At 72.5% G+C, this 22,487-nt stretch carries 27 protein-coding genes; 15 read left to right on the top strand and 12 right to left on the bottom strand.

Annotation, left to right across the window (positions count from 1 at the left end):
• Window positions 1–43 precede the first annotated feature (43 nt).
• Together ACGFIO_RS36840 and ACGFIO_RS36835 are read left to right on the top strand one after the other, a co-directional pair.
• On the top strand, window positions 44–310 hold the full coding sequence (locus ACGFIO_RS36840; protein ID WP_392834014.1) for an acylphosphatase: 267 nt from the start codon (window positions 44–46) through the stop codon (window positions 308–310).
• A gap of 223 nt (window positions 311–533) precedes the next feature.
• Window positions 534–998: a DUF664 domain-containing protein gene (locus ACGFIO_RS36835; RefSeq protein ID WP_392834012.1), complete on the top strand. Its 465-nt coding sequence runs from the start codon at window positions 534–536 to the stop codon at window positions 996–998.
• A 134-nt stretch (window positions 999–1,132) separates the two neighbouring features.
• Here ACGFIO_RS36835 and ACGFIO_RS36830 read toward each other — a convergent pair whose 3' ends face one another.
• The 3 genes from ACGFIO_RS36830 to ACGFIO_RS36820 are packed head-to-tail and all read right to left on the bottom strand — an operon-like array spanning window position 1,133 to window position 3,290.
• Complete coding sequence (locus ACGFIO_RS36830) at window positions 1,133–1,873, bottom strand: alpha/beta fold hydrolase (RefSeq protein WP_392834010.1); 741 nt, start codon at window positions 1,871–1,873, stop codon at window positions 1,133–1,135.
• Entirely contained in the window at window positions 1,870–2,082 is a 213-nt protein-coding gene (locus ACGFIO_RS36825) for a ferredoxin (protein WP_392834007.1), read from the bottom strand. Before ACGFIO_RS36825 ends, ACGFIO_RS36830 begins: the two co-directional genes overlap by 4 nt.
• Window positions 2,076–3,290, bottom strand: a complete 1,215-nt coding sequence (locus tag ACGFIO_RS36820; RefSeq protein WP_392834006.1) for a cytochrome P450 — start codon at window positions 3,288–3,290, stop codon at window positions 2,076–2,078. Before ACGFIO_RS36820 ends, ACGFIO_RS36825 begins: the two co-directional genes overlap by 7 nt.
• 74 nt (window positions 3,291–3,364) lie before the next feature.
• Between ACGFIO_RS36820 and ACGFIO_RS36815 the strand changes: the two genes are divergently transcribed.
• Together ACGFIO_RS36815 and ACGFIO_RS36810 are read left to right on the top strand one after the other, a co-directional pair.
• Window positions 3,365–3,916 carry an AAA family ATPase gene (locus tag ACGFIO_RS36815; RefSeq protein ID WP_392834003.1) on the top strand — a complete coding sequence of 184 codons (552 nt, stop codon included), beginning with the start codon at window positions 3,365–3,367 and terminating at the stop codon, window positions 3,914–3,916.
• A 171-nt stretch (window positions 3,917–4,087) separates the two neighbouring features.
• Window positions 4,088–4,852 carry an SAM-dependent methyltransferase gene (locus ACGFIO_RS36810; protein WP_392834002.1) on the top strand — a complete coding sequence of 255 codons (765 nt, stop codon included), beginning with the start codon at window positions 4,088–4,090 and terminating at the stop codon, window positions 4,850–4,852.
• Window positions 4,853–4,956: 104 nt separating this feature from the next.
• Here the strand turns inward: ACGFIO_RS36810 and ACGFIO_RS36805 are convergent, their stop codons facing one another.
• Window positions 4,957–5,184 (bottom strand): hypothetical protein, encoded by a 228-nt coding sequence (locus ACGFIO_RS36805; protein ID WP_392834000.1) that lies wholly within the window; start codon window positions 5,182–5,184, stop codon window positions 4,957–4,959.
• A 45-nt stretch (window positions 5,185–5,229) separates the two neighbouring features.
• Entirely contained in the window at window positions 5,230–5,760 is a 531-nt protein-coding gene (locus ACGFIO_RS36800) for a pyridoxamine 5'-phosphate oxidase family protein (protein ID WP_392833998.1), read from the bottom strand.
• A 117-nt stretch (window positions 5,761–5,877) separates the two neighbouring features.
• On the opposite strand from ACGFIO_RS36800, the gene ACGFIO_RS36795 reads away from it, so the two are divergent.
• The 6 genes from ACGFIO_RS36795 (at window position 5,878) to ACGFIO_RS36770 (ending at window position 12,576) form a co-directional block, all read left to right on the top strand.
• On the top strand, window positions 5,878–6,051 hold the full coding sequence (locus ACGFIO_RS36795) for a hypothetical protein (RefSeq protein WP_392833995.1): 174 nt from the start codon (window positions 5,878–5,880) through the stop codon (window positions 6,049–6,051).
• A 67-nt stretch (window positions 6,052–6,118) separates the two neighbouring features.
• Window positions 6,119–7,198 (top strand): sensor histidine kinase, encoded by a 1,080-nt coding sequence (locus tag ACGFIO_RS36790; RefSeq protein WP_392833994.1) that lies wholly within the window; start codon window positions 6,119–6,121, stop codon window positions 7,196–7,198.
• On the top strand, window positions 7,195–7,860 hold the full coding sequence (locus tag ACGFIO_RS36785) for a response regulator (RefSeq protein WP_392833991.1): 666 nt from the start codon (window positions 7,195–7,197) through the stop codon (window positions 7,858–7,860). The genes ACGFIO_RS36790 and ACGFIO_RS36785 overlap by 4 nt, the downstream gene beginning before the upstream one ends.
• Before the next feature lie 67 nt (window positions 7,861–7,927).
• Complete coding sequence (locus ACGFIO_RS36780; RefSeq protein WP_392833989.1) at window positions 7,928–9,352, top strand: hypothetical protein; 1,425 nt, start codon at window positions 7,928–7,930, stop codon at window positions 9,350–9,352.
• Between the two features lie 189 nt (window positions 9,353–9,541).
• Entirely contained in the window at window positions 9,542–11,599 is a 2,058-nt protein-coding gene (locus ACGFIO_RS36775) for a phosphocholine-specific phospholipase C (protein WP_392833987.1), read from the top strand.
• 62 nt (window positions 11,600–11,661) lie between these two features.
• Window positions 11,662–12,576 carry an NADP-dependent oxidoreductase gene (locus ACGFIO_RS36770; protein ID WP_392833985.1) on the top strand — a complete coding sequence of 305 codons (915 nt, stop codon included), beginning with the start codon at window positions 11,662–11,664 and terminating at the stop codon, window positions 12,574–12,576.
• Between the two features lie 158 nt (window positions 12,577–12,734).
• Here ACGFIO_RS36770 and ACGFIO_RS36765 read toward each other — a convergent pair whose 3' ends face one another.
• The 3 genes from ACGFIO_RS36765 to ACGFIO_RS36755 all read right to left on the bottom strand — a co-directional run bounded on the left by ACGFIO_RS36765 (window position 12,735) and on the right by ACGFIO_RS36755 (window position 15,338).
• Window positions 12,735–13,295 carry a hypothetical protein gene (locus ACGFIO_RS36765; RefSeq protein WP_392833983.1) on the bottom strand — a complete coding sequence of 187 codons (561 nt, stop codon included), beginning with the start codon at window positions 13,293–13,295 and terminating at the stop codon, window positions 12,735–12,737.
• A 121-nt stretch (window positions 13,296–13,416) separates the two neighbouring features.
• Window positions 13,417–14,295, bottom strand: a complete 879-nt coding sequence (locus ACGFIO_RS36760) for an intradiol ring-cleavage dioxygenase (protein WP_392833981.1) — start codon at window positions 14,293–14,295, stop codon at window positions 13,417–13,419.
• Window positions 14,292–15,338, bottom strand: a complete 1,047-nt coding sequence (locus ACGFIO_RS36755) for a maleylacetate reductase (RefSeq protein ID WP_392833979.1) — start codon at window positions 15,336–15,338, stop codon at window positions 14,292–14,294. Before ACGFIO_RS36755 ends, ACGFIO_RS36760 begins: the two co-directional genes overlap by 4 nt.
• Window positions 15,339–15,621: 283 nt before the next feature.
• Here ACGFIO_RS36755 and ACGFIO_RS36750 point away from each other — a divergent pair, with 283 nt between their 5' ends.
• Window positions 15,622–16,350: a hypothetical protein gene (locus tag ACGFIO_RS36750; RefSeq protein WP_392833977.1), complete on the top strand. Its 729-nt coding sequence runs from the start codon at window positions 15,622–15,624 to the stop codon at window positions 16,348–16,350.
• An 84-nt stretch (window positions 16,351–16,434) separates the two neighbouring features.
• Window positions 16,435–16,629, top strand: coding sequence for a hypothetical protein (locus ACGFIO_RS36745; protein ID WP_392833975.1), 195 nt, complete (start codon window positions 16,435–16,437; stop codon window positions 16,627–16,629).
• Here the strand turns inward: ACGFIO_RS36745 and ACGFIO_RS36740 are convergent.
• The 4 genes from ACGFIO_RS36740 to cbiE all read right to left on the bottom strand — a co-directional run bounded on the left by ACGFIO_RS36740 (window position 16,583) and on the right by cbiE (window position 19,532).
• On the bottom strand, window positions 16,583–17,353 hold the full coding sequence (locus ACGFIO_RS36740; protein WP_392833972.1) for a cobalt-precorrin-6A reductase: 771 nt from the start codon (window positions 17,351–17,353) through the stop codon (window positions 16,583–16,585). The genes ACGFIO_RS36745 and ACGFIO_RS36740 overlap by 47 nt on opposite strands.
• Window positions 17,354–17,422: 69 nt before the next feature.
• Window positions 17,423–17,641 carry a hypothetical protein gene (locus ACGFIO_RS36735; protein ID WP_392833970.1) on the bottom strand — a complete coding sequence of 73 codons (219 nt, stop codon included), beginning with the start codon at window positions 17,639–17,641 and terminating at the stop codon, window positions 17,423–17,425.
• Window positions 17,638–18,381, bottom strand: a complete 744-nt coding sequence (gene cobM / locus ACGFIO_RS36730) for a precorrin-4 C(11)-methyltransferase (protein ID WP_392833968.1) — start codon at window positions 18,379–18,381, stop codon at window positions 17,638–17,640. Before cobM ends, ACGFIO_RS36735 begins: the two co-directional genes overlap by 4 nt.
• Window positions 18,378–19,532 (bottom strand): precorrin-6y C5,15-methyltransferase (decarboxylating) subunit CbiE, encoded by a 1,155-nt coding sequence (gene cbiE, locus ACGFIO_RS36725; protein WP_392833966.1) that lies wholly within the window; start codon window positions 19,530–19,532, stop codon window positions 18,378–18,380. Before cbiE ends, cobM begins: the two co-directional genes overlap by 4 nt.
• Window positions 19,533–19,664: 132 nt before the next feature.
• Between cbiE and ACGFIO_RS36720 the strand changes: the two genes are divergently transcribed.
• The 3 genes from ACGFIO_RS36720 to ACGFIO_RS36710 are packed head-to-tail and all read left to right on the top strand — an operon-like array spanning window position 19,665 to window position 22,423.
• Window positions 19,665–21,173 (top strand): ferric reductase-like transmembrane domain-containing protein, encoded by a 1,509-nt coding sequence (locus ACGFIO_RS36720; protein ID WP_392833964.1) that lies wholly within the window; start codon window positions 19,665–19,667, stop codon window positions 21,171–21,173.
• A 15-nt stretch (window positions 21,174–21,188) separates the two neighbouring features.
• Window positions 21,189–21,698 carry an FMN-binding protein gene (locus ACGFIO_RS36715; protein ID WP_392833961.1) on the top strand — a complete coding sequence of 170 codons (510 nt, stop codon included), beginning with the start codon at window positions 21,189–21,191 and terminating at the stop codon, window positions 21,696–21,698.
• 32 nt (window positions 21,699–21,730) lie between these two features.
• Entirely contained in the window at window positions 21,731–22,423 is a 693-nt protein-coding gene (locus tag ACGFIO_RS36710; RefSeq protein ID WP_392834117.1) for an FAD:protein FMN transferase, read from the top strand.
• Window positions 22,424–22,487 lie beyond the last annotated feature (64 nt).

Genomic DNA, 22,487 nt, shown 5'->3' with positions numbered 1-22,487 from the left:
AATTCGGCCGGTACGGGCGGCTCGCTGGCCGTACCGTTGAGGCGTGATCCGTAAACGCGTGGTGGTGACCGGTGACGTGCAAGGAGTGTTCTTCCGTGACACCTGCCGGCGCGAGGCCACGCACACCGGCGTCGCCGGCTGGGTGCGCAACCGCGACGACGGGTCGGTCGAGGCGGTCTTCGAGGGCGAGCCGGACGCCGTGCAGCAACTCGTGGCCTGGACCCACCGCGGCCCGATCCGGGCCACCGTGACCGGCGTCGAGGTCACCGACGAGCCGGCCGAGGGCCTGACCGGATTCGAAGTCCGCTGACCGTCCCCCACGAACCACCCGGCCCCACGGGCCGCCTGCTCGGCCGCGCGCCCACCTCGGGGATGGAGCCGAGGACCTCGTCGAGCGTGTGCGGATCGAGCGACAAGACGTCCGACCGGCCGCCCAGATGCGCGAGCGCCGCCTCGACCGGCCCGGGCGGCGGCGCGCAGACCCGGCACAGGCCCGAGGGCAGCGACGAGACGATGCGCATAGCCTCGAGGTCATGACGTGGTCGACAACCGAGGAGCGCCGCGTGAACCCCGAGGTCGAAGCACTTCAGGCGACGCTGGAGAGCCTGCGCGCCGGCGTGCTCAAGAAACTGGCCGGCCTCAGCGAGGACGACGCCCGGCGCAGCACGGTCGGCTCAGGCACCAGCGTGGCCGGGCTGGTGCAGCACCTGACGTTCGTCGAGTCGGCCTGGTTCGGTGTGGAACCGCCGCGCGGCCTCCGGTCGATGACCGTCGACCCGTCGATTCCGCTGCGTACGCTGCGCGCCGACTACAAGGCCGCGTGCCAGGCCGGCAACGCGGTCATCGCGGCCGCGCCCGACGCCGACGCCCCGGTGACCAGCAAGGGCCGGCTCGGCACCCTGCGCACCGCCTTGCTGGCCGTGATCGCCGAGACGGCCCGCCACGCCGGCCACGCCGACATCATCCGCGAGCAGATCGACGGCGTGACCGGCCGCTGACCCCGGCGTTTCCGCCCGGCCAGGGTGACCACGGCGGTGCCGACCGCGGACGCCATCGTGTTGACCGGGCGGCCGATCCGGAGGAATTCACCCTGGAGGGGTCGCTCGTGCAGGCAGCCACGGTCGGCCCGCCGTCAGCCCAGGAAGTCCTCGAGCAGGCGGGCCAGGCGGACCGGCGACTCGTACATGCCGTAGTGGCCCGCCTCCCGCAGCACCTCCAGCCGCCCGTTCGGATAGTGCTTGAGCCACGTCTCACGCATCACCGGCTCGCCCAGGGCCGGGTCGTGCTCGCCCACGACGGCCAGGGCGGGCAGCTGCGATCCGGTGATCGCCTCGGTGAGGTCGGTGCGGGCCCAGGCCGGCAGGTACGCGCCGAAGGCTTCCACCGTGGAGCCGGCCCGCGACTCGGCGACCATCCGGTCGAGCCAGCGGGCCGAGGCCCGGCCGCCGGTGGTGAAGTCGATGATCGCGCGGCGGTTGCCCGGGTTGCCGGCGGCGCCGCTGAACAGGGCCCAGCTGTCGTCGTCGAAAGGCACACCCCCGGCGGGTACGGGACTGATGCCGGCCAGGCGCTCGACCCGCTCGGGGGCGGTGGCCAGGACCTGCTGCGCCGCGATCCCGCCCATCGAGTGGCCGACCAGCGAGAACGTGTCCCAGCCGAGGTCATCGGCCGCGGCCAGGGCGTCGGCGGCGATCTCGGCGATGCTGTATTCGCCGGTCTCGTCGCGGCGGTCGCCGTAGCCGCGGTAGTCGAGGAACGCGTAGCTGAACCGCTCGGTGTCGATCAGTTCGGGCAGCCAGCCCCAGCCCCTCGCCGACCCGAACCAGCCGTGCAGCGCCACCACCCGGCGCGGCCCGTTACCCACAGTTGTCATGTTGTGGATTCTCCGTCATCGACCGTGATCGCCGCCGCCGGGCAAACGGCTGCCGCCTCGCGTACCCCATCGGTGAATTTCTCCGCCGGCGCCGCGTCCAGCAGGACGACCACGCCATCCTCGTCGCGCTGGTCGAAGACCTCGGGCACGAGCATCACGCAGGTGCCCGCGCCGCAGCATTTCTCCTGGTCGACCGTCACCTTCACCATTGGACGGGCAGTTCCCGCAGGCCGCCGACGATCAGGCCCTCCTTGCGCCGCAGCGACTCCGGCGGCACGGCCAGCGCCAGCGTGGGCACCCGCTCGGTCAGCACGGTCAGCGCCGACTGCAACTCGACCCGGGCCAGGGCCTGGCCGAGGCACGCGTGCAGGCCGACGCCGAAGGTCAGGTGCGGGTTGGGCCGCCGGTCGAGCACCATCTCGTCGGGGTCGGTGAACGCCTCGGCGTCCCGGTTGGCCGCGGCCATCGAATTCAACACGGTGCTGCCGGCCGGGATCTTCCGCCCGGCGACCTCGATGTCCTCGGAGATGTAGCGGGGCAGGCCGATGCCCTGGTTGGGGTCGACGCGCAGGGACTCCTCGACCGCGGTCGGGATCAGCGTACGGTCGGCGACCAGCCGTTCCCAGTGCCGGCGTTCGGCCAGCAGCATGGCCATCATCTTGCCGATCATGTTGGCGGTGGTCTCGTGCCCGGCGACCAGCAGACCGATGCCGGTGCCGATCAGTTCCTCCTCGCTGAGCCGGCCGTCCTCGGCGTCGGCCACCGTGGTCAGTTCGCTGAGCAGGTCGTCGCCGGGGTGGGCCCGTTTGAGCTGGACGTGCGCGGCCATGAACTCGTGGAACTCGAAGCCCGCGGTGATCAGCTCGTCCTCGGTGTAGCGGTTCAGGTTGAGCATGGCGTCGGACCAGTGCGCGAACCGGTCGCGGGCGTCGGCCGGTACGCCCAGCAACTCGCAGATGACGAAGACGGGCAGCGGGAAGCCGAGGGCGGCGTTCAGGTCGGCCGGTTGCCCGCCCGCGAGCATGTCGCCGACCAGGCTGTGGGCGAGTTCCTCGACGCGGGGGCGCATCGCGTTGACCCGTTTGGCCGTGAACGTCCGGCCCATCATCCGGCGCCAGCGCAGATGCCCGCCGCCCTGCATCAGCTGGGCCATCGCGCCGCCCCGGTTGAACAGCGACGGCGTCTCGGAGGCGCTCAGCCGGGCCGCGTCCGGGGCGGTCAGCCGCCGGGTGAAGCGAGGGTCGGCGAGCAGCGCGCGTACGTCGTCGTAGCGGGTGACGAGCAGCGCCTCGTCGCCGCTGGCGAGGCGTACCCGGGAGATCGGGCAGTCGCCGCGCAGCCGCTCCAGTTCGGCCGGCGGCCGCAGTGCTTCTTCCTGCTTGAATGGATAGTTGGGGACTTCCTCAGCAGTCGTCACGCTCCCGAATGGACACCTCGCGCGGGGTCCTGTCCCGGGCGTTGTCGTTGATCCGACCTGGCTAACATCGTGAAATGGACAGTGGCGGCGTCATTGTGATCACCGGCGCGATGGCGGCCGGCAAGTCGACCGTCGCCGACCTGCTCGCCTCCCGGCTGCCTCGCGCGGCCCACGTCCGTGGCGACCTCTTCCGCCGCATGATCGTCTCCGGCCGCCGCGAGGTCACGCCGCGGCCCGACCCGGAGGCCGACGCGCAGCTGGCTCTGCGTTACCGCCTGGCCGCGACGGTGGCCGACGAGTATGCCCGGGCCGGCTTCACCGCGGTCGTGCAGGACGTGATCCTCGGTCCCGACCTGGCCACCTTCACGGCGATGATCACCACCCGGCCGTGCCACGTGATCGTGCTGGCGCCCCGGCCCGAGATCCTGGCCCGGCGTGAGGAGCGGAGACCCAAACGGGGGTACGGGGAGTGGACGCCGGCCGCCCTCGACGCGTCGCTGCGGGACGAGACGCCGCGCATCGGGTTGTGGCTGGACAGCTCGGATCAGACGCCGTCGGGGACCGCCGACGCGATCCTGGCCCATGTCAGGACGTCGGCCGGCGACGTTCCCGCTGCTCGCGGCTGAACTGCTTGCGCCGCTCGGTCGACCGGCCGCTGCTCACACGCCTCGAGGCGATCGGCTACCCGCGCCGCGAACCCTGGACGCCGCCCTGACCCGGGTGATCGCCGCCGCCGACCCCGCCCGTCCGGTGGTAAATCCGGCGTGTGAACCGGACGGCGGTGACATCATGCCCGGATGATCGAGGATCTCGGGCAGCGGCTGAACCGGCCACGGTTCCCGCGGAGCGCCGGCTACGACCCGCACTGGATGATCGAGAACTGGATGGGGCCGAACGCCCTGTGGCTGCTCGAATGGCTGTGCGCGGAACTCGACCTGCGGCCCGGGGCCCGGGTGCTCGACCTGGGCTGCGGCCGGGCGGCCACGTCGATCTTCCTGGCCAGGGAGTTCGGCGTACGGGTGGTCGCGGCCGACCACTGGGTCAAGGCCGCCGAGAACTGGGAACGGATCGAGGCCGCCGGCCAGGCCGGCCAGATCATGCCGGTGCAGGCCGAGGCGCACGACCTGCCGTTCGCCGAGGGCTACTTCGACGCCGTCGTCAGCGTCGACGCGTACCACTACTTCGGCACCGACGATCTCTACCTGCCGTACCTGAGCCGCTTCCTGGCCCCCGGCGGGCAAATCGGCATCGCCGTGCCCGGCCTCACCGCCGAACTGGACGACGTGCCCGCACACCTGGCGCCCCACTGGGAGCCGGACTTCTGGGCCTTCCATTCCCCCGCCTGGTGGCAGCGGCTGTGGACCCGCAGCGGCGCGGTCACCGACGTCCGGGCCGACCTGCTCGAGGACGGCTGGCGCGACTGGCTGGTGTGGAGCGAGGCCACGCTCGAGTTGACCGTGAACGACTTCGCGCGGCAGGTGCTGCCGCGGGAGATCGCGATGGTCCGCGCCGACCAGGGACGCCACCTCGGCTTCACCCGGGTCACCGCCCGGCGCTCCTAGGCAGGGCTCGGCGGCTGGTAGGTCACCTACATGCTGCGCCACCCCGCCGCGCTCGCCGACCCGGCCGTCCTGCGGCGGGCGCTCGCCGCCGATGCCACGCCTGACTAGGTGATGTCGGTCCAGGCCAGGAAGCGGTCGAAGGCCTCCTCGACGGCCAGCCCCGGCAGCTGCTCGGCCGCCTGTTCCAGGTTGAGCCACATGAAGATGCGCAGCTGGGTGGCGTCCATCTCGGCGGCCAGCCGTTCCCGGGCCGGGTCACACGGCCAGGGCTTCTCGCAGGTGCCGCAGTCCCAGGCGGGCCGGACCGCGAAGTGCTCCTGCGCATCCGTCATCGTCCCTCCCGCCCGCTCCGGTGACGACCGCCGTTCCGACGATAGTCATCGATTTGAGTCGCCGTGGGAAGAGGCGTGCCAGAACTGGCGCGGTGCGTAGCCGTCGCGGCGGAGCCAGTGTTCGGTGTAGACGATGCGCTCGGGCACGACCACGACGAGCGTCTCGCGGGGCGGCTCGGTGACCCGGCGACCCCGTTCGACGTGCTCGTTCTCCCAGCGGAAGGCCTGCCAGTACCGGTCGCGGACGGGCGACGGGTCGTCCGGCGGGAAGACCCGGGCCGGGCCGAAGAGTTGCGCGCCGCGGCTGCTGGCCAGCCCGGCCAGTGGCGCGAACACGCCGACGGAGACGCGCGGGTCGGCGGCGATGTTGCGCATCTTGGGCGATCGGGGCGCGGCCGTGAACATGACCGCCAGTTCGTACGGGTAGTAGCGCACCGGAGTCGCCAGCGGACCGCCCGGACCGGACGTGGCCAGCACGCACATGTTCTGCGACTGCAGCAGCTGGCTGATCCGTTCCTCGAGCACGTCCCGCGCCAGCCGTCCGGTGGGCGCCGGCGCTTCGAGCCACGTCGTCATCCGGCCAGGCTATCCAGCGCCCGCGGCAACGTTTACCCCCGCCGGCACCGGGTAGTTCACGTGATCTTGGATCCGGTCACGAGCGGCCACGGGTCGCTACGGAGAGGAATCGAGACGATGTCGCGCACAGTGAACACCGATCCGGACCGTTACCCGCCGCTCGACCCGGGCGCGCCGATTCCCGACGATCCGGGCGAGCTCGAACCGAACGCCCCCGATCCCCTGCCGCCGCCGGTGATCGAGCCCGCGCCCGACCCCGACCCCACGCCCGGAGTTCCCGAGCCCGCTTGACCACGCCACCGGGCTGTCGGCTCGGCGGGCGGCGGGAACGGCCGGCCCGGAAGTAGCGTGTCGCGGTATGAGCGACGGCTACACGGCGAGGTTCCCGCAGAGGTTGCGGGGATTGTTCGCCGCGGCGTCCGTACTCGTGTCGTCGTCGATTCTGCTGCTCACGCCCGGCACGCCCAGCCGGGTGCCGGCCGTGGGGCTGATCGCGGTGCAGGCGGCGGCGTTCTGGTGGCTCGGAGCCCGGCCGGCGCCCGCGACCCTGATCGTGCTGGCGGCGAGCGCCGGGCTGCAGGTGCTGTTCCCGGGGTTCGGGCCGGGGCTGGCGTTCGTCGTGCTGTGCACCTACGCGTGGCTGCGGCCGGTGGCCCGGACCTGGTGGGTGCTCGCGGCGGCGGTGGTCGCGGTGTGCGGACCGGCGGCCGGCCGGGGGCGATGGGATCTGGCCGGGCTCTGGCTCGCGGCGGCCCTGCTGGCCTGGAGCTGGGGTGCGCTGGCCCGGGCCCGCGGGGCGCGACGGCAGGCCGAGCGGCGCCAGGCGGTGCTGGAGGAACGCGCCCGGATCGCCCGCGAGCTGCACGACGTGCTGTCGCATACGGTGTCGGTCATGGTGGTGCAGGCGGCAGCGGCCGACGACGTCTGGGACATCGACGCGGCCAAGGCGCGCGAGGGGTTGCGCCGGACCGAGCAGGCCGGGCGGGAGGCGCTCGCCGAGTTGCGGTTCTTCCTGCGTACGGTGCGGGGCGAGGACGACGTCCCGGCCGAACCGCAGCCGGCCCTGTCCGGCCTGGACGGTCTGGCCGCCACGATGGCCGGGTCCGGCCTGCCGGTGTCGGTGCGCCGCGAGGGCGGCGGTGAGGTGGCGCCGGGCACGCAGCTCAGTGTCTACCGCATCGTGCAGGAGGCGCTGACCAACACGCTGCGGCACGCGCGGGCGTCGCGGGCCGAGGTGCTGGTGCGGATCGAGAGCGGTGAGATTCTGGTACGCGTGCGCGACGACGGCTCCGGCGGCGGCCCGCCCGGCCGCGACGGACACGGGCTGCTCGGCATGCGCGAACGCGCCGAGTTGCTGGGCGGCACCCTGCGCGCCGGGCCCAGGGCCGAGGGCGGCTTCGAGGTCGAGGCCCGACTGCCCACCCCGGACGCGGCATGACGATCAGGGTGCTGATCGCCGATGATCAGGCATTGGTGCGCTCCGGGTTCCGGATGATTCTTCAGACACGGGACGACCTCGAAGTGGTCGGCGAGGCGAGCGACGGTGAACAGGCCGTGCGGCTGGCCACACGGACGCGGCCGGATGTCGTACTCATGGACGTACGCATGCCCGGGGTCGACGGGGTGGCCGCGACCGCGCGCCTGACCGCCGGACCGCAACCACCCCGCGTGATCATCCTGACCACCTACGACCTGGAGGAACCGCTCTACGCCGCGTTACGGGCGGGCGCCAGCGGCTTCCTGCTCAAGGACGTGCGGCCCGCCGACCTGGTCGAGGCGATCCGGGTCGTGGCCCGCGGCGAGGCCCTGCTCGCACCGACCGCGACCCGCCGGCTGCTGGACCGGTTCGTGGCCACCGACGTGACCCCGCCGGCCTCGTCCGGGCTGCTCGACCAGCTCACCGACCGGGAACGCGAGGTGCTGACGCTGCTGGCCCGGGGCGCGTCCAACGCCGAGATCGCCGACCGTCTGGTGGTGACCGAGGCGACGGTCAAGACCCATGTGTCGGCCATCCTGCGCAAGCTCGCGGTCCGGGACCGGGTCCAGGCCGTGGTCCTCGCGTACGACCTGGGTCTGGTCCGCCCCCGCCCCTCATCCTGAAGTCGTAGACGCGGGACCGCTCTCACGCCTGATCCGGACACGGCCGAAGATTCCTAGCGTCGCAGGCATGACCCGATCGACCCGTACCGTCGTCGTCCTGCTCGTGGCCAGCCTGTCCGCGAGCGTCGTCTTCGCCCTGCTCACGCTGCTCTTCCACGACCAGGTGCTGGCCTATCAGCAGGCCCGGCACCCGGCGTCCGCCCCGGCGTCGCTGTCGGCCACCCTGTGGACCCGGCCGATCCCGGTGTTCGTGGTCGCCGTCCTCTACATCTGGGTGATCCGGCAGCTGATCGCCGGCCTGGCCCGCGCCTACCGCCGGGTGCGGATCGTGTCGATCGCGGGCTTCGTCGCGGTCGCCTGGCTGCTGCTCTCGGCCGAGTACCCGCCCTGGCTGCGGGGCGTGCAGGTGGTCCAGCTGGCGGTGCTGGGCGCGCTGATCGTCGCGGTCAACCGGCCGTCGGTACGCGCCGCGTTCCCCGCCGTGCCCGACCCGCGTCCGCGCAACCGGCGGGCGGCGTGGCTGCTCGTGCTCGCGGCGCCGCTGATCGCCGAGGTCATGCTGGGCAACCTGCCGCTCACCATGCTGTGGGTGGTGCTGCTCTTCGTGCCCATGTACGCCGGCGGCGCGCTGTTCATCCGCGAGGTGGCCCGGCGTACCGGCGGCAGTCTGCTCCTCATGGGTGTCGCGTACGGCCTGGTCGAGGAAGGTCTCGCCCTGCAGAGCCTGACCAGCCCGCATCTGTACGGGGCGGCCGGCTGGGCCCCGCGGCTGTTCGGCCTGAACACCGCCTACACCGAGCTCAATCTGGTCTATCACGCCGTCTTCAGCATCACGATCCCGATCGTCCTGGTCGAGCTGCTGTTTCCGGCCCACGGCCGCAAGCCCTACCTGCGCACCGGTGGCCTGATCACCAGCGGCGTGGTGGCCCTGCTGGGCGCGGCGCTGATCCGGGTCAGCGTGCCACCGTCCCAGGACCCCGGCTACACGATGCCGCTGCCCGCCGCCCTGATCATCGCCGCGGCCGCCGTGCTGGTGGCCGTGGCCGGCGCCCGGTGGCGTGCCCGCCCCGCCGCCGACCCGCTGACCCCGCCCCGCGTACCCATCGTGGCCTGCGCTCTTGCCGTCGCGGCGGGCGCTTTCCTGGCCCTGATCTGGCCGTTCGCGGGCGCCCACCAGCCGTTGTTCACGCACGGCGCCTGGTCCCTGCTGCCGATGGCCGCCGCGGCCGCCCTCGTCGGCGCCACCCTGTGGACGATGCGGCGCTGGCTGGCGTCACCCCACTGGACGTCCCGCCACCTGCTGGCCGCGTGCGTCGGCGCGCTGGTCGGCCACTCGGCGTTCGGCCTGGTCAGCAACGCCGACACCGGAACCGATCGGCTGTTCCTGCTGGCGGTCATCGCCCTGACCATCGCGGCCGGCGCCGTCGCCCTCCACCGCATGGCCCGCCCCCCGGCCCGGCCGCCCGAAGCCCCTGCCCTCGCCGACCACTGACCGCCCCCAGCACCCTCCCCGCGGCGCTGGGGGCGACCGAGGTGGTGTCGTTCACCGAGGTCGCAACCGCCGGTCGCGGGCGGTGATGGAGCGGCTCGGGTTCTCGTACACCAAGGATTTTCTGCCCGAGGGTGAGCCGTTCGCCATCTACGCGTTGGCTGTTCAGGGGGCATAGATAGCTTCCGCGGCATGGCTGCCGTTGATCGCCGGAACTTCCTGAAGATCGCGGGGGCGGCGGCGTTGCCGCTGGACCTCGGCAAGGCGCTGGCGATTCCGGCGCACGACCGCACGGGCTCGATCGCCGATGTGGAGCACGTCATCTTCCTCATGCAGGAGAACCGGTCGTTCGACCACTACTTCGGGGCGATGCGCGGGGTGCGCGGCTTCGCCGACCCGCACCCGGTCCGGCTGCCCGGCGGCAAGACTGTGTGGCATCAGCCGAACGGGCCGGGCGGGCAGGACCTGCTGCCGTTCCGGCCGCCGGTGCCCGACCTCGGCCAGACCTACCTGCCCGACCCTCCGCACGGCTGGTCGGACGGGCACGCCGCGGTCAACAAGGGACACCACGACGGCTGGGTGCCCAACAAGGGCGTCACCGCGATGACCTACCACACCCGCGACGACCTGCCCTACCAGTACGCGCTGGCCGACGCGTTCACGGTGCTGGACAACTACCACTGCTCGCTGATCGGGCCGACCGACCCGAACCGGTACCACATGTGGACCGGCTGGGTCGGCAACGACGGCAAGGGCGGCGGGCCGGTCGTCGACAACGCCGAGGCCGGCTACGACTGGTCGACGTACCCGGAACGGCTGGAGCGGGCCGGCATCTCCTGGAAGGTCTACCAGGACATCGGCACCGGGCTGGACGCGAACGGGTCGTGGGGCTGGACGTCCGACCCGTACATCGGCAACTACGGCGACAACTCGCTGCTCTACTTCCACCAGTACCAGAACGCGCGGCCGGGCACCCCGCTGGCCGACAAGGCCAAGACCGGCACCGACGTCAACGCCCACGGGCGGTCGCCGGACCTGCTGCTGGAGCGGTTCCGGGCCGATGTGGCGCGGAACCGGCTGCCCGCGGTGTCGTGGATCGTGGCGCCGGAGGCGTACACCGAGCACCCGAACTGGGAACCGTCCTACGGCTCCTGGTACGTCTCCCAGATCGTCGACATCCTCGCCGCGCATCCCGGCGTCTGGTCGAAGATGGCGCTGTTCGTCACCTACGACGAGGAGGGCGGCTTCTTCGACCATCTGGTCCCGCCGATGCCGCCGGCGACCCGCGGTCAGGGCCGGTCGACCGTACCCGTCACCAATGAGATCTTCCCGGGCAGCTCGCGTTACGCCGCCGGGCCGTACGGTCTCGGCATCCGGGTGCCGATGCTGGTCGTGTCGCCGTGGACGCGGGGCGGCTGGGTCAACTCGCAGCTGTTCGACCACACGTCGCTGATCCGGTTCCTCGAGGCGCGCTTCGCCGACCGCCGCCCCGATCTGGTCGAGACCAACATCACGGCGTGGCGGCGGGCGGTCACCGGCGATCTGACAACGGCTTTCGATTTCCGTACGCCGAACCGCCCGCGCCCGATCCACCTGCCCGGCACCGACGCCTTCAAGCCGGACGACCTGGTCCGCAAGCCCGACGAGGTGCCGGTCCCGCCGGCCGATCAGCGGCTGCCGCGGCAGGAGCGGGGCATCCGCCCGGCCCGCGCGCTCCCCTACGAGCTGCACGCCGACGCTGAATTCCGGGACGGCCGCGCGACTGTCCGGTTCGGCAACACCGGCCGGCAGACCGCGGTGTTCCAGGTGCGGGCGCCGGGGGTGGATCCGCGCACCTACACCGTGGCGCCGGGCAAGCACCTGGCCGATTCGTGGACCTCGGGCGACATCGAGGTGCACGGTCCGAACGGCTTCTTCCGCGCCTTCAAGGGCGACGCGGGCACGGTGGACGTCAAGCTGGGCGTCGAGGCGCGGGCGTCGCGGGTGTCACTGACCTTCGACAACCGGGGTACGCGGCGCGCGGAGCTGTCGATCGTCGACCGCTACACCGGCCACCGCACCCCGGTCACGGTCCCGGCCGGCCGCTCGACCACGAAGTCGTGGAACGTGCAGCGCACCCACGGCTGGCACGACCTGACCGTGCGTCTGGCCGACGGGGTCACCCAGCAGTTCGCCGGCCATCTGGAGAACGGCCGTGACACGATCACCGACCCGCTGATGGGCGGTCTCGTTCAGTTGGGCTCCGCCTGATCGCCGGGGTGACGTGACCAACACCTATCGCCCAGATAGGAGATCGGGGATACGCTCACCGGGTGCCCCAAGCGTATGCGTACACCGCCTTCGGCGGTCCCCAGGTGGAAAGCTTCCTCGACCTTCCGGTGCCCGAGCCCGGCCCCGGCCAGATCCTGATCAAGGTGAAGGCGGCCGGCGTCAACCCGGTCGACTGGAAGAAGCGCACCGGCTACCGGCCGGCCGGTGCGGCCGCCAGCGAGCTGCCCGCGGTCTTCGGCGGCGAGGCGGCCGGCGTGGTCGAGCGGGCCGGGCCCGGAGTCACCGGCTTCGCGCCCGGCGACGAGGTATTCGGCCAGACCATCACCGGTGGGTACGCGGAATACACGCTGCTCCTGGCCGGCTTCACCGCGCCCCGGCCGCCCTCGGTCAGCGTCGAGGACGCCGCCACGCTGCCGATCGCGGCCGCCACCGCCTACGACGCGCTGACCCAGCTGGCCCTCCCGGCCGGCCGCACCCTGCTGGTGCTCGGCGCCGGTGGTGGCGTCGGGGCGGCCGCCGTGCAGCTCGCCCGGCACGCCGGCCTGGTCGTCGTCGGGGCGGCGAGCGCGGGCAAGAAGGCGTTCGTCGAGTCGCTCGGGGCGGTCCACGTGGAGAGCGGCGACGGGTTCGCCGACCGGGTGCGAGGCGTCGCCCCGGGCGGTGTCGACGCGGTGCTCGACCTGGTCGGCGGGGTGACGCTGGAACAGGCGGCGGGACTGCTGAGCGACCCCGAGCGGCTGGTCACCGCGGCCGACCGGGAGCTCGTGGCGCGGCTGGGCGGGGTGGCGGTGCGGCGGGAACGGACCCGGGCGGTGCTGGAGACGCTGGCCGGGCTGGTGAGCGACGGCGTGCTCAGCCCGTACGTGAGCGAAGTCTTTGACCTGAAGGACGCGCCACGGGCACTGCGGCTCGTGGAGGACGGCCACGCCCGCGGAAAGGTCGTGATCAAGCCCTGATCTTCGCCGGCCAGCGCTACCCCTGCGAGCGCCGCGCCGTCCGAAGACCAGTGGTAGCCCTGAGCGCTCTCGCGCGCCCGGACACCGCCCCGGGCTACCACCGCCCCGGCCCTCAGCGTGAACGAGACAGGTCGGTTCGCAGAGGCGGCGGGCTCTGATCAGCACCCGCCGCCGTCGGCGACTAAGCCGGTGCGGATCACCGCATACTGATCGCCCACGACGCAGCCGTCCGCCCGTTCGATCGTGAACGTGACCGCGCCCGGCTCGACCCACACCTGCGCCTGCGTGAACCCGGCCGCGGCCAGCTCGTCGCGGATCCGCGACGACAACAGTTCCGGGGAGTCGCGGTCGCAGAACGGAAGGAGGTTGCAGTACCAGGGTGGGATCGTTTCGGCCCGGATGACCGCTGCGACGGCCCGGTCCGCGTCCGGCCGCAGCCGCGCGTCCTGCTGCGGGGTCAACGTCAGCCGCCGCCGGCTCAGCGGCGTGACCGGGACCAGAACCGAGCACGGGCCGCACGGAGCGTAGGAGAACCAGAACGAACCCGTCGCGGAGTCCTGGGCCGCCGCCAGCCGCTGCGCCAGGGTGACCGGCCGCGGATCCGGCGGGAGCGAAGAACGCGGGCGGGCGCGTACGCCGAGAATCACCGCACCCACGACGAGGGCCGCGCAGAGCACGGTCGTGACCAGCGCGGCGAACCCGAACCGGCGCCGACCCACCCCGCGACGATAGGCGCCGGGCCGGGCTCGGGCCATCGCGCGAACGTCCGACCTCGGTCCCACCGGTCCCACCGGTCCCACCGGCCGCTGGACGCTGGACGCCGAGGCGGGCTATCAGGCGTCAGAGCTCTGACGGCGCCAGCACGATGTCGAACCGGACCTGCGACCAGGTCGAGCCGCCCAGGTCGCGGCCGTCGGGGGTAGGGGTGCCGGCCGGCGCGGTCGTGAAGCGTTTGACCAGCGAATCCCGTACGCCGAAGACGCTGTCGCCGGCCAGCCGCGTGTCGCCCTCGACGAAGATGTGCGTCACCAGCGTGCGGAATCCGTCGGCCCGGACCATGAAGTGCAGGTGCGAGGCGCGCATCGGGGAGCGCCCGGTCGCCGCGAGCAGCCGTCCCACCGGGCCGTCGTGCGGGATCGGGTACGGGGTCGGGGTGATCGCCCAGAACCGGTAGCCGCCGTCGGGGCCGGAGAACAGGTGACCGCGGGCGGCCACGCGCTCGTCGGGGTACTGCACGTCGTAGAAGCCGTCGTCGTCGGCCTCCCACACCTCGATCCGGGCGCCGGGGACGGGATCGCCGTCGGTGTCGCGGACCGTCCCGGTGACCCAGCACGGTTCGCCGGGCGCGCCGTTGGCGATGTCGCCGCCCGGCGGGATCTCGGGCGAGCCGTCGACGAAGAACGGGCCGAAGACGGTGGCCTCGGTCGCGTCGGCGTACGCCTCGTGGTTGACCGTGATGGTCTGCATGGAGAGCCCGAGCACGTCGCTGAGCAGGATGAACTCCTGCCGCCGGTGGTCGGTGATGTGGCCGGTGGCGGTGAGGAACTCGATCGCGGCCTGCCATTCGGCCTCGGTCAGCCGGGTCTCGCGGACGAACGCGTGCAGGTGCGCGGTGAGCGAGCGCAACAGTTCCTTCAGCCGCGGGTCGGGGGTGCCGTCGAAGGAGGCGAGCACCCGTTCGACCAGTCGCGCCTCGCGCTCGTCCTGTTCGCTACTCATCGCGGGTCCGTTCCTTCCCAGGCTCGGTGGAGCAGTTCGGCCAGGCGCGGGCGATCGATCGGCGCCGGGTTGCCGGCGGGTACGGCCGGCAGCACGCCGTCGACCGCGGCCGGCAGGTCGGTTTCGTTCAGCCCGAGTTCCCGCAGCGACCGCGGTGCGTCGAGCCGCTTCTGGAGGCTCAGCAGGCCTTCCACGGCGGTCGGTGTTCCGAAGGCGGCCGCCAGGGCGGGTGCCGCGAACTCGTTAAGGGCGGTCACGTACGGCAGCAGCACGGCGTGCGTGGGCGCGTGCGGAAGGTTGAACAGGCCGCCGAGCACGTGACAGATCTTGTGGTGCAGGCCGGAGCCGGCCGATGCGAAGGCGACCGCCGCCAGATGTGCGCCGTACAGCGCGTTCTCGCGTCCCTCCAGATCGGACGGAGCGTCGAACACCGTGGGGAGTCCCGTGTTCAGCGCCCGCGCCCCTTCGAGCGCGAAGGCCCGGTTGATGGGGTCGGCGCGCGGCGCCCACATCGAGTCGACGCAGTGGGCGAGCGCGTTGAGGCCCGAGGCGACACTCAACGGGACCGGCAGCGAGAGCGTGAGGCCGGCGTCGTAGACGACGACCCGCGGCAGCACCCGCGGATCGGTGCCGGTGGTCTTGCCGCCGCCGTCGGTCAGCCCCCACACCGCGGTCGCCTCCGAGCCGGCGTAGGTGGTCGGCACCGCGATGATCGGCAGGCCGGTGGTCAGCGCGACCGCCTTGGCCAGCCCGGTGGTGGACCCGCCGCCGACCGCGACCAGCACGTCGACGGCCTCGGCGGCGGCCCGCGCGCGGGCCCGTTCGGCCACCTCGACCGGCACGTGCATGACGACCTCGGTGTGCCGGACCGCGCCCTGGACTTCGATGGTGGTTCCGGTGGAGATCAGCATGGGCCGCCGGGCGCCCAGCCGGTCCACCTCGGCCGCCACGTGCCCGGCGGCGGCGTACGAGTCGAAGATGACCCGCTGCGGAAGTGACTCGTGAGTGAACTTCAACTCGGGCGTCCCGGAATGGCCAGCCACACGCCGTCCTCCTCGACCTCGCGGACCCGCGCCCAGTCGTGGTGGAGGTCGGTGACCGCGCGGCCCGATCACCACGGTCTCCAACGGTACGCCCGGTTCGGCCCCGACCTGGGCCGCCGCGCCCGCCCACGATTCACCGGCGCCCGGAAACGCGAGAGCATGGCCGCATTCGTGGTCCGCGGTTCCGTTCGACGGGACTGTCCGAGATGTACAGAAGGGGTAGTGTCTCCGGGCTGTGGACACGCCTGGGTTTGTTGCCGATCCTCACCCGGAGTACGCCCGGATGCGCGACGAGGCCGCCGTACACCGGGTCGACGAACCCTCCGGGGAAGGGTATTGGCTGGTCACTCGGTATGCGGAGGCGCGGGCGGCGTTAGCTGACGGGCGGCTCGCCTGGGCGGCGCCGCCTCCGGCCGGCGTGGCGACCGACGGGCTCCGGGAACGGGTGGACGCCCTGCTCGACGAGCTGGCCGCCGCCGGTGGCGGGGATCTGATCGGGGACTTCGCCCGGCGGCTGGGAACGGACACGGTCGGCGTCAACGTGGTCGGGAACGGCATGGTCACGTTGTTCCGGCACGCGGCCCAGCGCGCCGCCCTGCGCGCCCGCCCGGATCTGCTGCCGGGGGCGATCGAGGAGCTTGTGCGGTACGACGGGCCGGTCGCCCGGACGCCGCCGGCGCGGGCCCGCGAGGCCCTGACCATCGGCGGCACCGCGATCCCGGCCGGCGGCTCGGTCGTGGTGGGGCTGGCGGCGGCCGACCGGGATCGGCGACGCTTCTCGGACCCGGATCGTCTCGACCTGACCCGCGGCGATGACGGGCATCTGGGGTTCGGTCACGGGCTCTACCGGCTGCCGTCGGCGGCGGCCGCGCGGGTGGTGGGCCGGGTCGCGATCGGGGCCCTGCTCGAACGGTTCCCGCGGCTGGCGCCGGCGGTCGCGCTGGACGACCTCGAATGGGTGAAATCGTTCAGCGAACGCGGGGTCGGCGCCCTGCCGGTGAAGACCGGCTGATGGTGGCGGGCGACAAGATCGCGGCGTTAGGTTAGGACCCGGCGACGAAGAGTGATGGTCGGCCGGAAGGCCATGCTGACCTGCATGAATCCGGTTCGCACGGCCATCACGGTGCTGCTGTATGTCATCGGGTGCCCGGCGATCGTCTTCGGAGCGGCCAGCGACATCGCGGGTTATCCGCTCGACGGCGTCGTCCCCGATCTGATCTTCCTGGGCGGCGTGCTGTTCGTGATCATCGGCGGGATTCTGGTGTCCCGTTCCCGGCGGGCACGTCGATAGCGGTACGCAACCACTCGACCGCCTCGGCCACCGTCGCCACCGTCGGGACCGGCGGCGGTGCCGGGCGGTCGACCAGGACGACCGGTATGGACCGGGCCCGCGCCGCCGCCAGCTTGGCCGCCGCGCCGCCGCTGTCCTTGGTGACCAGCACGTCGATGCGATGCTCGGCGAGCCGGGACAGTTCCCCCTCGACGGTGAACGGGCCCCGGTCCAGCAGCACCTCGAGCCGGTGCGGCATCGGCGGCTCCGGCGGCTCGACCGAGCGGGCCAGGAACCACAGCCGGTCGAGATGCGCGAACGCCGCGATCTCCTGCCGTCCGGTGGTCAGGAAGATCCGCTCCCCCAGCCCCGGCAGCAGCTCGGCCGCGGCGTCGATCGACGGGACGCGGTGCCAGGTGTCGCCCGGTTGTTCGGTCCAGCCCGGCCGGCGCAGGATCAGCAGGGGCACGCCCACCGCGGCGCACGCCTCGACCGCGTGCCCGGTCATCCGGCGGGCGAAGGTGTGCGTGGCGTCGACCACGGCGTCGATCCGTTCTGCGCGCAGATAGGCGACCAGCCCGGCGACCCCACCGAAGCCGCCGATACGCAGCTCACCGGCCGGGATCAGCGGATCGCTGGTCCGCCCGGCCAGCGAGCTGATCGTCACCACCCCGGGCCGCCCGGCGCAGGCCGAGGCGAGGAGCCGGCCTTCCGTCGTACCGCCGAGAATCAGCACCCTGCTCATGAAGATCTCACCCGCCGGATGCTATCGGCGCCGCGTTGAAGCCGGCCGCCGGTATCGGCGCCGCCGATGTCAGCCCGCGGACGGAATCGGCGCCGCGACGGCGGGGGTGAGACCGCCGGGCCGGGACAGCTCGGCGTTGTACCCGCGCAGGACGACGTGGAAGCCGCTGACCGGCATCGCGGGATAGCGGAACCCCCAGGCCGCGGCGCCGGTGACCAGGGTGGAGTCGGGCCGGCCGACCCGGACGCTGGCGGTCACCTCGGCCAGGATGTCCACGCCGGGGGTCACGAGCGGCTGCGCCGGGGCGAATAGAGATGGCTGTCCGGGAACTGGTCGGCGGTGAGCGCGGCGCCGACCACGATGACCGCGGTGCGTCTGATGCCCGACGCGTGGACCAGCGCGGCGATCCCGGACAGGGTGCCGCGGAGGATCACCTCGTCGTCGCGGCTGGCCCGGGCCACCACGGCCACCGGGCAGTCCGGGCCGTAGGACGGCAGCAGCTCGGCCACCACGGCGTCGATACGCTGCACGGCCAGGTGCAGGACCATCGTGGCGCGGCTGGCCGACAGGGTGGCCAGGTCCTCGCCGGGGGGCATGGCCGTGGCCCGCTCGGCCGTGCGGGTCAGGATCACCGTCTGCGCGACCTCGGGGACGGTGAACTCGCGGGCCAGCACGGCCGCCGCCGCGGCGAAGGCGGGGACGCCGGGCACCACGTCGTAGGGGACGCCGGCCGCGTCGAGGCGGCGCATCTGCTCGGCGATCGCGCTGAACACCGACGGGTCGCCGGAGCAGAGGCGGGCCACGTCCTGGCCGGCGGCATGCGCGGCGACCATCTCGGCGATGATCTGGTCGAGGTCGAGCGGCCAGGTGTCGACCAGTTTCACGCCGGGCGGGCAGTGTTCGAGCAGACCGGGCGGCACCAGGCTGCCGGCGTACAGGCAGACCGGCGAGCCGGCGAGCAGCCGCTGGCCGCGTACGGTGATCAGGTCTTCGGCTCCGGGCCCGGCCCCGATGAAATGGATCGTCACGGCTTGACCACCGACAGGATGGTCACCGGCATCATCGTGTGCCAGCCGGTGAAGCCACCGACCGGTTTGGAGCGTTGCACCGCGACCCGGGTCAGCTCGCCGCCGAGCTTGCCGTGCCACGCGGTCAGCACCGCCTCGGACTCCAGGGTGACCGCGTTGGCGACCAACCGGCCGCCGCTGGGCAGGGCGGCCAGGGCGGCCTCGACCAGCCCGTCGCGGGTGACGCCGCCGCCGATGAAGACCACGTCGGGGGCGGGGAGATCGGCGAGCGCGGCCGGAGCCGTACCCGTCACGACCGCCAGACCGGGAACCCCGAGCCGCGCCGCGTTGGTCTCGATCGTCGCGGCCCGCGCGGGGTCGGCCTCGACGGCGATCGCGCGGCAGGCCGGGTGGGCGCGCATCCACTCGATGGCGATGCTGCCGGAACCGGCGCCGACGTCCCACAGCAGCTCGCCGGGCACCGGCCCGAGGACGGCCAGGGTGACCGCGCGGACCTCACGCTTGGTGAGCTGACCATCCGATTGGTACGAATTGTCGGGCAACCCCGGCACCACCGGTGTGGCCGGCCCGGAGCCGCAGGAAACGGCCACGATGTTCAGGGCCGACGGCTCTCCCCCGATGCGCTCGTCCGGTGATCCCAGGTCCGACAGGACCGTCACGCCGGAGTCACCGAAGCCCCGGCCGGCCAGCAGGTCGGACACCTCACCGGGGGTGTGCGCGCCCGCCGACAGGATCAACAGGCGCCGGCCGGGATTGAGACGCAACGAGGTGACCGGCCGGTTGACCAGGCTGACCACGTCCACGTCAGCCAGCGGCCACCCCATTCGCGCCGCCGCCAGGGACACCGACGACGGATGCGGGACGACCTCGAACTCCACACCCAGCCGGACGAGCGTGGCGCCGATGCCGTGGAACATCGGGTCACCGCTGGCCAGGACGGCCACCTCGCGGCCGGCGAAGGACGCGAGCAGCCCGGGCAGGGCCGGGACCAGCGGCGACGGCCACGGCACCCGCTCGGCGGTCAGGTCCGGTGGGAGCAGGTCCAGCTGGCGGCGATTCCCGAGGACCACCGTCGCGGACCGCAGCGCGGCTGTGGCCGTACCCGAAAGATCTGACCATCCACCTGCACCGATCCCCACCACCTTGAGCACGACGCGACGCTACCCCAGGGAACTTTCTGCCCGGATGTTTGAGCCATCCCGAGCGGCGCTGCGTACCACCTGCAGACGGCCGGACACCGGGGGGTGGACGGCTCCCGAGACCGATTCTGAGGGTGAGGACGAATGGCGCGGGCCTACGGCGACACCGCTGACCAGCAGTTCCGGACCTTCGAGGACCAGCGCCGGCCCCAGGAGCAGCTGGAGTGGTGGAACGACGAGGCCTACCAGCGCTCCGACATCGTCCTCGAGTCGCACACCGACCCCAGCGGCTGGCAGGCCCAGTCGCTGCCGCCGGTCGACGACCGTCCGCCGGCCGAGGCGACCAGCGGGAACCGCCTGCTCACGGTGCTGCTGTTCTTCGCCGGCCTGGGCACCAGCGTGTCGCTGTGGCTGTTCGAGACCGAGGCCGGCACGGTCAACGACCTGCCGACCCTGATGCTCGCGGTGGGCCGGATCCTCGGCCTGATCGCCGGGTACGTGCTGTTCATCCAGCTGCTGATGATGAGCCGGGTGTCCTGGCTGGAGGAGTGGGTCGGCTCGCGTGACCTGCTGAAATGGCACCGGTGGCTGGGCACGTCACTGGTGGTCACGGTCCTGGCCCACGCGGTCTTCATCATCTACGGGTACGCGCTGACGGCGGAGACCCCGGTCGTCGAGCAGGGCATCACGATCATCACCTCGCTTCCCGACATGATGAGCGCGCTGATCGCCACCGGCATCCTGGTGTTCATCAGCCTGATCTCGATCCGGGCGCTGCGGACCCGGATGCCGTACGAGCTGTGGCACCTCATCCACCTGGCCGGGTACGCGGTGCTGCTGCTCGGCTACGGCCATCAGGTCGCCACCGGCGCCAACCTCGGCGGCCCGTACGCCAAGATCTTCTGGCCGGGTCTGGCCGCGCTGGTCATCGCCGCCCTGGTCTGGGGCCGCCTGGTCGAGCCGGTGTGGCTCAACGTGCGGCACCGGTTCGAGGTGGCCGAGGTGGTGGCCGAGGGCCAGAACACGTTCTCGCTCTATATAGACGGCAACCGCCTCGACAAGCTGCCCGCCCAGGCCGGCCAGTTCATGCGCTGGCGGTTCCTGACCGGCAACGGCTGGTGGCAGTCGCACCCGTTCTCGCTGTCAGCCGCGCCCAACCCGCAGTGGCTGCGGCTGACCGTCACCGCGGTCGGCGGGCACACCGCCAAGCTGGCCGAGATGCAGCCGGGTACGCCGGTCTGGGCCGAGGGACCGTTCGGCACGTTCACGGCCGAACGGCGTACCCGTCGCCGGGCCCTTCTCATCGCCGGCGGCAGCGGCATCGCGCCGATCCGGGCCCTGCTGGAGGACATGCCGGCCGACACCATCGTCATCTACCGGGCCAGCCGCCCCGAGGAACTGGTGTTCCGGGCCGAGCTGGAGGACCTGGCCGAGCGCCGCGACGCGTGGGTCCGCTACATCGTCGGCTCCCGCAACGACCCCGGCCCGCGCCGCCTGTTCACCCCGAACGGGCTGCTCGGCCTCGTGCCCGACGTGAACCGCCGCGACGTCTACCTGTGCGGCCCACCCGGGCTGGTCGGTGCGGCCGTGGCGACGTTGCACGAGCTCGAGGTGCCGGACAGCCAGATGCACCTCGACCCCTTCGAGTTCTGATTCTGGAGTTTTCTGATGCGACGTAGCACCGCAGCCGCCGTTGGCACCTTGACCGGCGCCGCCCTCATCGTGGGGGTCCGGCTGAGCGTCTCCGCGCCTGAAGCCCCGGCCGCCGCACCTCCCCCGGCCGCGCCCGCCGCCAACGAGCAGCCCGCCTCCAACGGGGCAGCCGGCGCCGCGGCGAAGCCGTCCACGAAGCCCCCCGCCTCCTCGTCCGACAAGTCGGACACTCCTCCCGCCGATGAGGGCAAGTTCAAGAACGGGACCTACAAGGCCGACGCCAAGTACGTGTACGGCACGATCTCGCTGTCGCTGAAGGTCACCGGCGGCAAGATCGCCTCGGTGGAGGCCGGTTACCCGACCGCCAACGACAGCGGCACGATCAACCCGCCGGCCATCCAGGCCCTCAAGGCGGCCACGCTGAAGGCGCAGAGTGCCGAGGTGGACGCGGTGTCCGGCGCCACGCTCACCAGTGAGGCGTACCTCAAGGGCTTGCAGGCCGCATTGGACAAGGCCGCGAAGTAGGCTCACTCTCCGTGCGCCACGTCGAGCAGGTCATGGGTACGGCCGTCAGCATCGAACTGGACCGGCCCGACCTTCTGCCCGGCGTGCTTTCGTGGTTGCACGAGGTCGACGCGCGGTTCTCCACCTACAAGGCGGACAGCGAGGTCAACCGTTTCCAGCGCCGTTCGCTGGCCTTCTCGGAGCTGTCCGGCGACATGCGCCACGTCCTGGACGCCTGCGCCGAGCTGTGGAAGTTCACCGGCGGCTACTTCGACGCGTACGCCGCCGGCCCGCTCGACCCGTCCGGCTACGTCAAGGGCTGGTCGGTCGAGGTGGCGTCCCGGCGCCTGGTCGCGGCCGGCTCGAAACGCCACTTCATCAACGCGGGCGGCGACATCCGGGCGGTCGGCGGCCCGTGGCGGGTCGGTGTCCGCCACCCGTGGGAGGCCGGCAAGCTCTGCTGGGTCCTGTCCCTGACCGACGGCGCGGTGGCGACCTCCGGCGTCTACGAGCGCGGCGCCCACGTCTGGAACCCGCGCACCGGCACCCCCGCGACCGGTCTCCGCTCGGTCACCGTGACCGGCCCCGACCTGGCCTTGGCCGACGCCTATGCCACCGCCGCCCTGGCCATGGGCGAACCCGGCGTCCGCTGGCTGGCCGGGCTCCGCGCCGACGGCTACGAGTCGGCCGTGGTCACCGACGACGGCCGCGCCTTCACCTCGGACGGCCTTCCCCTGGCCCCGTAGCGGACGAGGCCAGTCGCCGATGTCGTCACCGGCGGCGCGTTCGGCCGCGTACGCCGCCGCGCCG

The organism is Actinoplanes sp. NPDC049265 (assembly GCF_043197135.1).
In the GTDB taxonomy this organism is placed as follows: domain Bacteria; phylum Actinomycetota; class Actinomycetes; order Mycobacteriales; family Micromonosporaceae; genus Actinoplanes.
This window is presented reverse-complemented; position numbering and strand designations above follow the sequence as displayed.